Here is a 12,799-nt window from a genome sequence, read left to right as displayed (position 1 = left end):
GGACAAGCGCATGAGTACCCATGTTTTCAAACCCGATATGCCGCCACCGGTCAAAGCCGTCGGCGTAGTCGCCTGGATGCGCAGCAACCTGTTCTCCAGCTGGCTCAACACCCTGCTGACGCTGTTTGCCGTGTACCTGGTATGGCTGATCGTGCCGCCGCTGCTGCAATGGTCGATCGTCGACGCCAACTGGGTCGGCACCACCCGCGCCGACTGCACCAAGGAGGGTGCCTGCTGGGTGTTCATCCAGCAGCGCTTCGGCCAGTTCATGTACGGCTACTACCCCAGTGAACTGCGCTGGCGTGTCGATCTGACTGTTTGGCTGGCGGTAATCGGCGCAGCGCCGCTGTTCATCTCGCGCTTCCCGCGCAAGGCGATCTACGGCCTGGGCTTCCTGGTGCTGTACCCGATCATCGCCTACACCCTTCTGCATGGCGGCTACCTGGGCCTGGCCACGGTACCGACCAGCCAGTGGGGCGGGCTGATGCTGACCCTGGTGATCGCCACCGTGGGCATCGTCGGCGCCTTGCCGCTGGGGATCTTGCTGGCGCTGGGGCGGCGTTCGAACATGCCGGCGGTGAAGGTGGTCTGCGTGACCTTCATCGAGTTCTGGCGCGGCGTGCCGCTGATCACCGTGCTGTTCATGTCTTCGGTGATGCTGCCGTTGTTCCTGCCCGAAGGCATGAGCTTCGACAAGCTGCTACGGGCCATGATCGGCGTGATCCTGTTCCAGTCGGCGTACATCGCCGAGGTGGTGCGCGGTGGCCTGCAGGCCATTCCCAAGGGCCAGTATGAAGCCGCCGCGGCCATGGGCCTGGGTTACTGGCGTTCGATGGGCCTGGTGATTCTGCCGCAAGCCCTGAAGCTGGTGATCCCCGGCATCGTCAACACCTTCATTGCCCTGTTCAAGGACACAAGCCTTGTGATCATCATCGGCCTCTTCGACCTGCTCAACAGCGTCAAGCAGGCCGCTGCCGACCCGACCTGGCTGGGCATGGCGACCGAGGGCTACGTATTCGCCGCCCTGGTTTTCTGGATTTTCTGTTTCGGTATGTCCCGCTACTCCATGCATCTGGAGCGCAAGCTGGACACAGGCCACAAGCGTTAGGAGTGTTCCCATGAGTGAAGCGATCAAACAGCCTGTGAGCCCTGAAGGCATTATTCAGATGCAGGGCGTGAACAAGTGGTACGGCCAGTTCCACGTGCTCAAGGACATCAACCTGAATGTGCGCCAGGGCGAGCGTATCGTGCTGTGCGGGCCGTCGGGTTCGGGCAAGTCGACCACCATCCGTTGCCTCAACCGCCTGGAAGAGCACCAGCAGGGGCGCATCGTCGTCGATGGCGTGGAGCTGACCAACGACCTCAAGCAGATCGAAGCGATCCGTCGCGAAGTCGGCATGGTGTTCCAGCATTTCAACCTGTTCCCGCACCTGACCATCTTGCAGAACTGCACCCTGGCACCGATGTGGGTACGCAAGATGCCCAAGCGCAAGGCCGAGGAAATCGCCATGCATTACCTTGAACGGGTGCGCATTCCGGAGCAGGCCAACAAGTTCCCGGGGCAGCTGTCCGGTGGTCAGCAGCAACGGGTAGCGATTGCCCGGGCGCTGTGCATGAAGCCGAAGATCATGTTGTTCGACGAACCGACCTCGGCGCTGGACCCGGAGATGGTCAAGGAAGTGCTCGATACCATGGTTGGCCTGGCGGAAGACGGCATGACCATGCTCTGCGTGACCCACGAGATGGGCTTTGCCCGTACCGTGGCGAACCGGGTGATCTTCATGGACAAGGGCGAGATTGTGGAGCAGGCAGCGCCGGACGACTTCTTCGACCGGCCGCAGAATGAGCGGACCAAGCTGTTCTTGAGCCAGATCCTGCACTGAGGCCATTGGGGCTGCCTTGCAGCCCATCGCTGGCCTTGCCGGCGATGGCTGTGCAACAGCCCCGCTTCTTGGCAGAAGGTCAGTTTTCTTCTTTGGCCGCCGGTGCCGGCGGTGGACGCAAGCCGATTTCGGCGGTCAGCTTGAGCTCCTTGCCATTGCGCATGACCTGGATCGCCACTTTGTCGTTGGGTTTGATCCGCGCCACCTGGTTCATCGAGCGACGGCCATCGCCAGCCGGCTCGCCGTTGATGCTCAGGATCACGTCACCCAGCTCCAGGCCGGCCTTCTGCGCCGGGCCATCACGGAAAATCCCCGCCACGACGATCCCCGGGCGCCCCTGCATGCCGAACGACTCTGCCAGTTCCTGGCTCAGCGGCTGCACCTCGATACCCAGCCAGCCACGGATCACCTGGCCGTGCTCGATGATCGACTTCATTACCTCCAGCGCCAGTTTGGTCGGGATGGCAAAGCCGATGCCTTGCGAACCGCCGGACTTGGAGAAGATTGCCGTGTTGATGCCGGTAAGGTTGCCGTTGGCATCGACCAGCGCGCCACCGGAGTTGCCCGGGTTGATCGCGGCGTCGGTCTGGATGAAATCTTCGTAGTTGTTCAGGCCCAGCTGGTTGCGCCCGGTGGCGCTGATGATGCCCATGGTCACGGTCTGGCCGACACCGAAGGGGTTGCCGATGGCCAGGGCGACGTCGCCAATATGGATGTTGTCGGAGCGGCCGATGGTGATCGACGGCAGGTTCTTCAGGTCGATCTTCAGTACCGCGAGGTCGGTTTCCGGGTCGCTGCCGATCACCCGCGCCAGGGTTTCACGGCCGTCCTTGAGCGCCACCACGATCTGGTCGGCACCGGAGGTCACGTGGTTGTTGGTCAGCAGGTAGCCTTCCGGGCTCATGATCACCGCCGAACCCAGGCTCGACTCCCAGCGGCGCTGCTTGGGCAGGTTGTCACCGAAGAAGCGGCGGAACTGCGGGTCTTCGAACAGCGGGTGGGCGGTCTTGTTGACCACCTTGGTGGTGTACAGGTTGGCCACTGCCGGGGCGGCGATGCTCACGGCGTCGGCGTAGGACACCGGCCCCTGCATGATCCGCGTGGTTTGCGGTGCCTGTTGCAGGTTGACGTCCTGGCTGGGCAGGCCGACCCATTGCGGAAAGCGCTGAATGACCAACAGGGCGATCAGCACGCCGACCAGCAGCGGCCAGCCAAAGTAACGCAAAGCCTTGAACATTGAACAAATCCTGGGAGTTGGCAGAGGGCCGATGACAGCTGGGAGCGTGAACGCGCGCGATCATACTGCGCTCGGGCGCGTGCAGGAACTGTTTAATCGTCACGAAAACCAACAACGCCAGCCCCCAGGCAACTGCCGTCGGTTTCCCCAAACCCGGCGACGGCCCATAATGACGCTCATTATACGAGGCCTTGGGCCGCGCTGAACTGCGAAATTGAGGAGTCTTTTCATGGCTGTTGCCCTGAGCACCCTGGTCGAGGAAGCCGAACGCTACCTCGGCAGCGCCAAAATCCAGGACTACTGCCCCAACGGCCTGCAGGTCGAGGGCCGCCCGCAGGTGACTCGCATCGTCAGCGGCGTTACCGCAAGCCAGGCCTTGCTCGATGCTGCGGTCGAAGCCGAAGCCGACCTGGTGCTGGTGCACCACGGCTACTTCTGGAAGGGCGAGAACCCGTGCATCACCGGCATGAAGCAGCGTCGGCTGAAAACCCTGCTCAAGAACGACCTGAGCCTGTTGTCCTACCACCTGCCGCTGGACCTGCACCCGGAAGTCGGCAACAACGTGCAGCTGGCGCGTCAGCTCGACATCACCGTCGAAGGCCCGCTGGACCCCGAGAACCCGCGGATCGTCGGCCTGGTCGGTTCGCTGGCCGAGCCGATGTCGGCACGCGATTTTGCCCGCAAGGTACAGGAGGTGATGGGGCGCGAGCCGCTGTTGATCGAAGGCGAGCAGATCATTCGCCGGGTCGGCTGGTGCACCGGTGGCGGTCAGGGCTACATCGACCAGGCGATTGCCGCCGGCGTCGACCTGTATTTGAGTGGCGAAGCCTCCGAGCAGACCTTCCACAGCGCCCGCGAGAACGGCATCAGTTTCATCGCCGCCGGCCACCATGCCACCGAGCGTTACGGTGTGCAGGCGTTGGGTGATTACCTGGCCCGGCGCTTTGCCCTGGAGCACCTGTTCATCGACTGTCCGAACCCGATCTGAGGCTAAAACGGCAGGGCATATTCTTATACTGTTTCGTTCTAGTTGGCCGCCTAAATAGAATCGGGCGCTGTGATAAAGTGGCTCGCTCGAACACGGCCCGCTGGCCGTCCATAAGATCGTATTTCCGTGAGTAACCATGGTCGACAAACTGACGCATTTGAAACAGTTGGAGGCGGAAAGCATCCACATCATTCGTGAGGTGGCCGCCGAGTTCGATAACCCGGTGATGCTGTACTCGATTGGCAAGGACTCGGCCGTGATGCTGCACCTGGCGCGCAAGGCCTTCTTCCCGGGCAAGCTGCCGTTTCCGGTGATGCACGTCGACACCCAGTGGAAATTCCAGGAGATGTACAGCTTCCGCGACAAGATGGTCGAGGAAATGGGCCTGGAGCTGATCACTCACGTCAACCCGGACGGCATCGCCCAGGGCATCAACCCGTTCACCCACGGCAGTGCCAAGCACACCGACATCATGAAGACCGAGGGCCTGAAACAGGCGCTCGATAAGTACGGCTTCGATGCCGCCTTCGGTGGTGCGCGCCGCGACGAAGAGAAGTCGCGGGCCAAGGAGCGCGTCTACTCGTTCCGCGACAGCAAGCACCGCTGGGACCCGAAGAACCAGCGTCCCGAGCTGTGGAACGTGTACAACGGCAAGGTCAACAAGGGCGAATCGATTCGCGTGTTCCCGCTGTCGAACTGGACCGAGCTGGACATCTGGCAGTACATCTACCTCGAAGGTATCCCGATCGTGCCGCTGTACTTCGCGGCCGAACGCGAAGTGATCGAGAAGAACGGCACTCTGATCATGATCGACGACCCGCGCATCCTCGAGCACCTCTCGGAGGAAGAAAAGGCCCGTATCGTCAAGAAGAAGGTGCGTTTCCGTACCCTTGGCTGCTACCCGTTGACGGGCGCGGTGGAGTCGGAGGCCGAAACCCTCACCGACATCATTCAGGAAATGCTCCTGACGCGCACTTCCGAGCGCCAGGGCCGCGTCATCGACCACGATGGCGCCGGCTCCATGGAAGACAAAAAACGGCAAGGGTACTTCTAAGCTTCAAGTTACAAGCGGCAAGCTGCAAGTTAGAAGCAAGATGCGTAGCTTCTGGATTTTGTCGGCTGCCGCCCCATTGTGGGCGCGTGAGAGTGCTCACAATGGACTTTGAGAAGCTTGCTGTTTGGCAGAGAAGCAAAGATTTGACGGTAGCGATTTACAGGCAGCAGAGGGTGTGCCGGGATCTTGGATTCAAGGATCAGATCACGCGGGCGGCACTTTCTATCCCGTCGAATATCGCTGAAGGCATGGAACGGAGAACGGCAAAAGAAAAGGTTCGTTATCTGTGTATTGCCAAGGCTTCCTGCGGTGAGTTGCGTACGCAGATCATCATCGGGGGAGAGGTAGGCTATCTGCCAAAGCCTTTGTCGAATGAGTGGATTACAGAGACTCGTGAGCTTTCAAGAATGCTGAGCGGGTTGATCAACAAAATTTCTGACTAGTTGTATGCCGACAAGCTTGCCGCTTGAAGCTTACAGCTTGGAGCTTGAATGTAATGAGCCACCAATCTGATCTGATCAGCGAGGACATCCTCGCTTACCTGGCCCAGCACGAACGTAAAGAGCTGCTGCGCTTCCTTACCTGCGGTAACGTCGATGACGGCAAGAGCACCCTGATCGGGCGCCTGCTGCACGACTCGAAGATGATCTACGAAGATCATCTGGAAGCCATCACCCGCGATTCGAAGAAAGTCGGCACCACCGGTGACGACATCGACCTGGCGTTGCTGGTCGACGGCCTGCAGGCCGAGCGCGAGCAGGGCATCACCATCGATGTGGCCTACCGCTACTTCTCTACCGCCAAGCGCAAGTTCATCATCGCCGACACCCCGGGCCATGAGCAGTACACCCGCAACATGGCCACCGGTGCGTCCACCTGCGACCTGGCGATCATCCTTGTCGATGCCCGCTACGGCGTGCAGACCCAGACCCGTCGGCACAGCTACATTGCCTCGTTGCTGGGCATCAAGCACATTGTCGTTGCGGTCAACAAGATGGACCTCAAGGGCTTCGACGAGGGCGTGTTCGACAGCATCAAGGCCGACTACCTGAAGTTTGCCGAGGCTATCAACATGACCCCGAGCAGCCTGCACTTCGTGCCGATGTCGGCGCTCAAGGGCGACAACGTGGTCAACCGCAGCGAGCGTTCGCCGTGGTACACGGGCCCGGCATTGATGGAAATCCTCGAAACCGTGGAAGTCGCGGCCGACCGCAACTTCACCGACCTGCGCTTCCCGGTGCAGTACGTCAACCGCCCGAACCTGAACTTCCGTGGCTTTGCCGGTACCCTGGCCAGCGGCGTGGTGCACAAGGGCGATGAAATCGTCGTGCTGCCGTCGGGCAAGAGCAGCCGGGTCAAGTCCATCGTCACCTTCGAGGGTGAGCTGGAAAACGCCGGCCCAGGGCAAGCCGTGACCCTGACCATGGAAGACGAAATCGACATCTCCCGTGGCGATTTGCTGGTACATGCCGACAACGTGCCGCCGGTGACCGACCAGTTCGACGCCATGCTGGTGTGGATGGCTGAAGAGCCGATGCTGCCGGGCAAGAAATACGACATCAAGCGCGCCACCAGCTATGTGCCGGGTTCGATTGCCAGCATCGCCCACAAGGTCGATGTGAACACCCTGGAGCAGGGCGCCGCCAGTGCCCTGCAGCTCAACGAGATCGGCAAGGTCAAGGTCAGCCTCGACGCCCCGATCGCGCTGGACGGCTATGACAGCAACCGCACCACCGGTGCCTTTATTGTCATCGACCGCCTGACCAACGGCACCGTCGGCGCCGGCATGATCATCGCGCCACCGGTTGTGCCTCATGGCACCGTCGGCCAGCACGGCAAACTGGCCCACGTGGACACTGCAGAGCGTGCCCTGCGCTTCGGCCAGCAGCCGGCCACCGTGCTGTTCAGCGGCCTCTCGGGCGCGGGCAAGAGCACCCTGGCCTACGCCGTGGAGCGCAAGCTGTTCGACATGGGCCGTGCGGTGTACGTGCTCGATGGCCAGAACCTGCGTCACGACCTGAACAAGGGCCTGCCGCAGGACCGTGCCGGGCGTACCGAGAACTGGCGCCGTGCCGCGCATGTTGCGCGTCAGTTCAACGAAGCCGGCCTGCTGACCCTGGCCGCCTTCGTCGCCCCGGATGCCGAAGGCCGCGAACAGGCCAAGGCGCTGATCGGCAAGGAGCGTTTGCTCACCGTCTACGTCCAGGCATCGCCTTTGGCTTGCCGTGAGCGTGACCCGCAGGGCCTGTATGCCGCCGGTGGCGACAACATTCCGGGCGAAAGCTTCCCGTATGACGTACCGCTGGATGCGGACCTGGTGATCGACACCCAGAACCTCAGCCTGGAAGACGGCGTCAAACAGGTGCTGGACCTGCTGCGCAAACGTGGCGCGATCTAAGCGTTAGCGCTGAACAAAAAACCCCACTCAGGTGGGGTTTTTTGTTGGTTGTAAACTCAGATGTGCTTTTCCGACACCGGAATCACCCGTTTCTCCTTCACCGCCTTGAACGAGAAACTCGAGTAAATCTCCTTCACCCCCGGCAAGGTCTGCAGCACTTCCCGCGCAAACTCACCGAATGACTCCAGGTCCCGGGCAAGGATTTCCAGGAGGAAGTCATAGCGCCCGGAGATATTGTGGCAGGCGACGATTTCGGGGATTTCCATCAGCCGCTGCTCGAAGGCGCGGGCCATTTCCTTGGTGTGCGAGTCCATCATGATGCTGACGAAAGCGGTCACGCCAAAACCCAGGGCCTTGGGCGAGAGGATGGCCTGGTAGCCGGTGATATAGCCGGACTCTTCCAGCAACTTCACCCGTCGCCAGCATGGCGAGGTGGTCAGCGAGACCTGGTCGGCCAGTTCGGACACCGTCAGCCGGGCGTTGCCTTGCAGGGCTGCGAGCAAGGCGCGGTCGGTGCGGTCGATGGCTGTAGGCATGTTTTACCCTCCGTGGTCTGGATTTGTTGTTTTTATGTCAATAACCACCCGCAGGGACGGCTACATTTGGAAAAAAATCAGCACCTCAGTGGCATAAGCTTATAACAAACCACTAGAGGCTGTTTGCCATGAGCGGCTCCAATAACAAAACAGGTTTTGCCACCCGCGCCATTCACCACGGTTACGATCCGCTGGAGCACAACGGGGCCCTTGTGCCACCGGTCTATCAGACGGCTACCTTCGCTTTTCCTACCGTCGAGTACGGCGCTGCTTGCTTCGCCGGGGAACAAGCCGGGTACTTCTACAGCCGTATCTCCAACCCGACCCTGGCCCTGCTGGAGCAACGCATGGCCTCACTGGAGGGCGGCGAAGCGGGGCTGGCACTGGCCTCGGGAATGGGCGCGATCACCGCCACGCTATGGACGCTGCTGCGTCCCGGCGATGAGGTGCTGGTAGGGCGGACACTGTACGGCTGCACCTTCGCCTTTTTGCACCACGGCATCGGCGAGTTCGGGGTCAAGGTCCGGCATGTCGACATGAGCGATTTACACGCGGTCGCTGCGGCGATCAGCGACAAGACCCGGGTTATCTACTTCGAAACCCCGGCCAACCCGAACATGCACATGACCGACATCGGCGCCGTGGCCAAGCTTGCGCACGCGCACGATATCAGCGTGGTGGTCGACAACACCTACTGCACCCCGTACCTGCAGCGGCCGCTGGAGCTGGGTGCCGACCTGGTGGTGCATTCGGCGACCAAGTACCTCAGTGGCCATGGCGATATCACTGCCGGCCTGGTGGTCGGGCGCAAGGCGCTGGTCGATCGGATTCGTCTGGAAGGCTTGAAGGACATGACCGGTGCGGTGATGTCGCCGCACGACGCCGCCTTGCTCATGCGCGGGATGAAAACCCTGACCCTGCGCATGGAACGCCACTGCAGTAACGCCCAGGCCATCGCCGAATACCTGCAGCAACAGCCGGAAGTCGAACTGATCAATTACCCCGGTTTGCCCGGTTTTGCCCAGTACGAGCTGGCCCAGCGGCAGATGCGCTTGCCTGGCGGCATGATCGCCTTCGAACTCAAGGGCGGCATTAGCGCCGGGCGGCGTTTCATGAACGCCCTGCAATTGTTCAGCCGTGCCGTCAGTCTCGGTGATGCCGAATCCCTGGCTCAGCACCCGGCAAGCATGACCCACTCCAGCTATACCCCAGAGGAGCGTGCCCAGTACGGCATCTCTGAAGGGCTGGTAAGGCTGTCGGTGGGGCTTGAGGACATCGACGATCTGCTGGCGGATATTCAACAGGCGCTCAAGGCCTGCGCCTGAACCCTTCACGGACGAGGTCAAATGCAATGGTGGCAATGATGACCCTTGTGCCTGGCGAAGGTATGCCGCGGCGTCCGGGCGATCCGCAGCTGGACAGTGACCCGGGAGAAACCGCCGAGTGGCTGGAGGCGCTGGATTCGACCCTGCTGCACTGCGGCCCGGAGCGTGCGCAGTTTCTGCTTGAGCAGTTGCAAACCCATGCCCGTGAGTTGGGGCTGGAGCGCGGCGTCCAGGCGTTTTCGGCTTATCGCAATACGCTGTCGGTGGAACAGCAGGGCGCCTATCCGGGCGATCTGGAGCTCGATGAACGCATCACCAGCATCCTGCGCTGGAATGCCCTGGCCATGGTGATGCGGGCCAACCATGCCTATGGTGACCTGGGTGGGCATATCGCCAGCTATGCGTCGGCCGCGGAGATTTTCGAAGTCGGTTTCCAGTATTTCTTTCGCGGTGAGGCGGGCGCTGAGCAGCGTACGGCTGACCTGGTGTTTTTCCAGCCGCATTCGGCTCCGGGCATTTACGCCCGGGCCTTTCTTGAAGGCCGCCTGAGCGAAGAGCAATTGGCCAGCTACCGTCAGGAAGTGGCCGGCAACGGCCTGTGCTCTTATCCGCATCCGTGGCTGATGCCCGACTTCTGGCAGTTTCCCACCGGCTCCATGGGCATCGGCCCGATCAACGCCATCTACCAGGCGCGCTTTATGCGCTACCTGCACAACCGCCAGTTGCTCGACACCAGCACCCGGCATGTCTGGGGGGTGTTTGGCGATGGCGAGATGGATGAGCCGGAATCCATTGCCGGTTTGACACTGGCTGCCCGCGAGCAACTGGATAACCTGACATTTGTGGTCAACTGCAACCTGCAGCGCCTCGACGGCCCGGTGCGTGGCAACGGCCAGATTATCCAGGAGCTTGAGGCACTGTTCAGTGGCGCTGGCTGGAACGTGATCAAGGTGCTCTGGGGCTCGGAGTGGGACCCACTGTTCGCGCGCGACACCGAGCACGTGTTGTTGCGCCAGTTGGCGGCGACACCGGACGGGCAGTTCCAGAACCTTGGGGCCAAGGATGGGGCCTACAACCTCGAGCACTTTTTCAATCAGCAGCCGGCCTTGCAGAAGCTGGTCGAGCACATGAGTTCGGCCGAGATCAACGCACTCAAGCGCGGTGGTCACGATTTTCGCAAGCTCTATGCCGCTTTCGCCGCCGCCAAGGCCTGCAAGGGCCGGCCAACGGTAATCCTGGCCAAGACCAAGAAAGGCTATGGCATGAGCGCTGCGGGCGAGTCGCGGATGACCGCGCACCAGGCCAAGAAACTCGACGTGCAGGCCTTGCTGGCGTTCCGTGACCGTTTCCATTTGCCGCTGTCGGATGCGCAGGTTGAGCAGTTGCAGTTCTATCGGCCGGCCGAGGGCAGCCCGGAGATGCGCTATCTGCGTGAGCGTCGCGCCGCTCTTGGTGGGCCGCTGCCTGCCCGGCGCAGCGATGTGCGTCCGGTGCCGGTACCGGCGCTGGAGGCCATGGGCGGCTTCGCCCTGCAGGCCGACGGCAAAGAAATGTCCACCACCATGGCTGCCGTGCGCATGCTCAGCGCCTGGCTCAAGGCGCCGCAGTTGGGGCCGCGTGTGGTGCCGATAGTGGCCGACGAAGCGCGCACCTTCGGTATGGCCAGCCTGTTCCGCCAGATCGGCATCTATTCACCCCAGGGGCAGTGCTACGAGCCGGAAGACGCAGGGTCGCTGCTGTCCTACAAGGAAGCGCGCGATGGCCAACTGCTGGAGGAAGGCATCACCGAGGCCGGCGCGATTTCTTCCTGGGTGGCCGCGGCGACGTCCTACGCAGTGCATGGCGAGCCGATGCTGCCGGTGTACATCTATTACTCGATGTTTGGCTTCCAGCGTGTCGGCGACCTGATCTGGGCCGCCGCCGACCAGCGTGCCCGTGGCCTGCTGCTGGGGGCCACAGCCGGGCGCACGACGCTGGGTGGGGAAGGGTTGCAGCACCAGGACGGTTCGAGCCTGGTGATGGCTTCGATGGTGCCCAACTGCCGCGCCTGGGAGCCGTGCTTTGCTGGTGAACTGGCGGTGATCCTCGAATACGCCGCGCGGCGCATGCTGGTCGAACAATGCGACGAATTTCACTATGTCGCGGTGATGAACGAAAACTATCCACAGCCGTCCCTGCCAGTGCAGGTGCATGAAGAGGTCTTGCGCGGCATGTACCGTTATGTCGAACAGCAGGTGGCCGATGCCCAGGGGCGCGTGCGCCTGCTCGGCTCCGGGGCGATCCTGCGTGAAGTCATTGCTGCCAGTGAATTGCTGGCCAGCGATTGGCAGGTTGCCAGTGAAGTGTTCAGTGTCACCAGTTTCAGCGAGCTGGCGCGGGAGGCGCGGGATGCTGATCGCGCCAGCCGCCTGGGGCAGGGCAGTGATGATATCAGCCATGTGCAACGCTGCCTGGACGGTGAGGCGCCGGTGATCGCCGCGACCGACTATGTGCGGGCCTGGCCGCAGCTGATTGCCGAGTATGTACAAGCACCTTATGTGACGCTTGGGACTGACGGATTTGGCCGCAGCGATACCCGCCAGCAGTTGCGGCGGTTCTTCGAGGTCGATCGCTTCAGTATCGTACTGGCCAGCTTGCACAGCCTGGTGCGCCAGGGCGGGGTGCAGCGGCGGGTGCTGGATGCGGCGCGGGAGAAGTATGGTTACCGGGAAGGGGAGGCGCCTTGGTACTGCTGACGCTGGCAGGGGCTGCTGCGTAGCCCATATGACCCTGTGGGCGCTGGCCTTGCCAGCGATCGAGCGCATAGCGCTCGCAACGCAGGCGACGCTTATAAAAAAGGCCCCTCACAGGGGCCTTTTATTTTGCTCAGCGCTTGAGCCCGTAATGCTCATCGAGCATGCCCGGCGCGTTGGGCGCTTTCGGTGCGTAGTCGCGCGGCACCTCGGTGTCCTTCGGCGGGGTCAGGCGATCACGCGGGGCCTGGGTGGCCTCGGAGTGCAGGGCGGCCAGCAGGCGTTGGCGGGTGAGTTCGTCCAGGGCCAGGCGGTTGGCGCCTTCGGCCAGGTGATCCTGGACGTCCTGGTAACTTTGGGTCAGTTTCTTGACCAGCGCAGCCGTACTGTTGAAGTGAGTAACCACCTCATTCTGGTAGCTGTCGAAACGTTCCTGGATATCATCCAGCTGACGCTGGGTGCTGCTCGGCGCAGCATTGGGCAGCAGGCGGGCGACCAGGAAACCAACGACGACACCCACGACGAGGGCCAGGGTCGGCAACAACCAAACTAAGAGCGAGAGTTCCACGAGTCCTTCCTCTATAAACGGCTTTGCTTTACGTTAACGGCTCGGACCTGCGCTGTATACCGCGAACGATCGCAAATA

11 protein-coding genes are annotated in these 12,799 nt (G+C 61.8%); 8 read left to right on the top strand and 3 right to left on the bottom strand.

Translation table 11 applies throughout. The annotated features are described in order from the left end of the window. Positions 1–10 precede the first annotated feature (10 nt). Together BV82_RS22290 and BV82_RS22285 are read left to right on the top strand one after the other, a co-directional pair. Positions 11–1,108: an amino acid ABC transporter permease gene (locus BV82_RS22290; RefSeq protein WP_010220737.1), complete on the top strand. Its 1,098-nt coding sequence runs from the start codon at positions 11–13 to the stop codon at positions 1,106–1,108. 10 nt (positions 1,109–1,118) lie between these two features. Further along, positions 1,119–1,883, top strand: coding sequence for an amino acid ABC transporter ATP-binding protein (locus BV82_RS22285; RefSeq protein ID WP_010220739.1), 765 nt, complete (start codon positions 1,119–1,121; stop codon positions 1,881–1,883). A 79-nt stretch (positions 1,884–1,962) separates the two neighbouring features. Here the strand turns inward: BV82_RS22285 and algW are convergent, their stop codons facing one another. Beyond that, positions 1,963–3,120 carry a Do family serine endopeptidase AlgW gene (algW, locus tag BV82_RS22280; RefSeq protein ID WP_010220741.1) on the bottom strand — a complete coding sequence of 386 codons (1,158 nt, stop codon included), beginning with the start codon at positions 3,118–3,120 and terminating at the stop codon, positions 1,963–1,965. 229 nt (positions 3,121–3,349) lie between these two features. On the opposite strand from algW, the gene BV82_RS22275 reads away from it, so the two are divergent. The 4 genes from BV82_RS22275 (at position 3,350) to cysN (ending at position 7,560) form a co-directional block, all read left to right on the top strand. After that, positions 3,350–4,108 carry a Nif3-like dinuclear metal center hexameric protein gene (locus BV82_RS22275; protein WP_010220743.1) on the top strand — a complete coding sequence of 253 codons (759 nt, stop codon included), beginning with the start codon at positions 3,350–3,352 and terminating at the stop codon, positions 4,106–4,108. Positions 4,109–4,244: 136 nt separating this feature from the next. Next, on the top strand, positions 4,245–5,162 hold the full coding sequence (gene cysD, locus BV82_RS22270; RefSeq protein ID WP_010220744.1) for a sulfate adenylyltransferase subunit CysD: 918 nt from the start codon (positions 4,245–4,247) through the stop codon (positions 5,160–5,162). A gap of 101 nt (positions 5,163–5,263) precedes the next feature. Next, positions 5,264–5,605 carry a four helix bundle protein gene (locus tag BV82_RS22265; protein ID WP_010220745.1) on the top strand — a complete coding sequence of 114 codons (342 nt, stop codon included), beginning with the start codon at positions 5,264–5,266 and terminating at the stop codon, positions 5,603–5,605. A gap of 53 nt (positions 5,606–5,658) precedes the next feature. Beyond that, positions 5,659–7,560 carry a sulfate adenylyltransferase subunit CysN gene (gene cysN, locus BV82_RS22260; protein WP_010220746.1) on the top strand — a complete coding sequence of 634 codons (1,902 nt, stop codon included), beginning with the start codon at positions 5,659–5,661 and terminating at the stop codon, positions 7,558–7,560. A gap of 56 nt (positions 7,561–7,616) precedes the next feature. Here cysN and BV82_RS22255 read toward each other — a convergent pair whose 3' ends face one another. Next, entirely contained in the window at positions 7,617–8,096 is a 480-nt protein-coding gene (locus tag BV82_RS22255; RefSeq protein WP_010220747.1) for an Lrp/AsnC family transcriptional regulator, read from the bottom strand. Positions 8,097–8,224: 128 nt separating this feature from the next. Here BV82_RS22255 and BV82_RS22250 point away from each other — a divergent pair, with 128 nt between their 5' ends. Beyond that, positions 8,225–9,421, top strand: a complete 1,197-nt coding sequence (locus tag BV82_RS22250; RefSeq protein ID WP_010220748.1) for a methionine gamma-lyase — start codon at positions 8,225–8,227, stop codon at positions 9,419–9,421. Positions 9,422–9,459: 38 nt separating this feature from the next. Next, a complete protein-coding gene (gene mdeB / locus BV82_RS22245; protein ID WP_051636810.1) occupies positions 9,460–12,156 on the top strand; it encodes an alpha-ketoglutarate dehydrogenase in 2,697 nt (898 codons plus the stop codon). Positions 12,157–12,286: 130 nt separating this feature from the next. On the opposite strand, the gene BV82_RS22240 is transcribed toward mdeB, so the two are convergent. After that, positions 12,287–12,721, bottom strand: coding sequence for a Z-ring associated ZapG family protein (locus BV82_RS22240; RefSeq protein WP_010220751.1), 435 nt, complete (start codon positions 12,719–12,721; stop codon positions 12,287–12,289). Positions 12,722–12,799 lie beyond the last annotated feature (78 nt).

The organism is Pseudomonas donghuensis (assembly GCF_000696345.2).
In the GTDB taxonomy this organism is placed as follows: Bacteria; Pseudomonadota; Gammaproteobacteria; order Pseudomonadales; family Pseudomonadaceae; genus Aquipseudomonas; species Aquipseudomonas donghuensis.
Note: the sequence above shows the minus strand (reverse complement) of the source record. Positions and strands in the feature narration are given on the sequence as shown.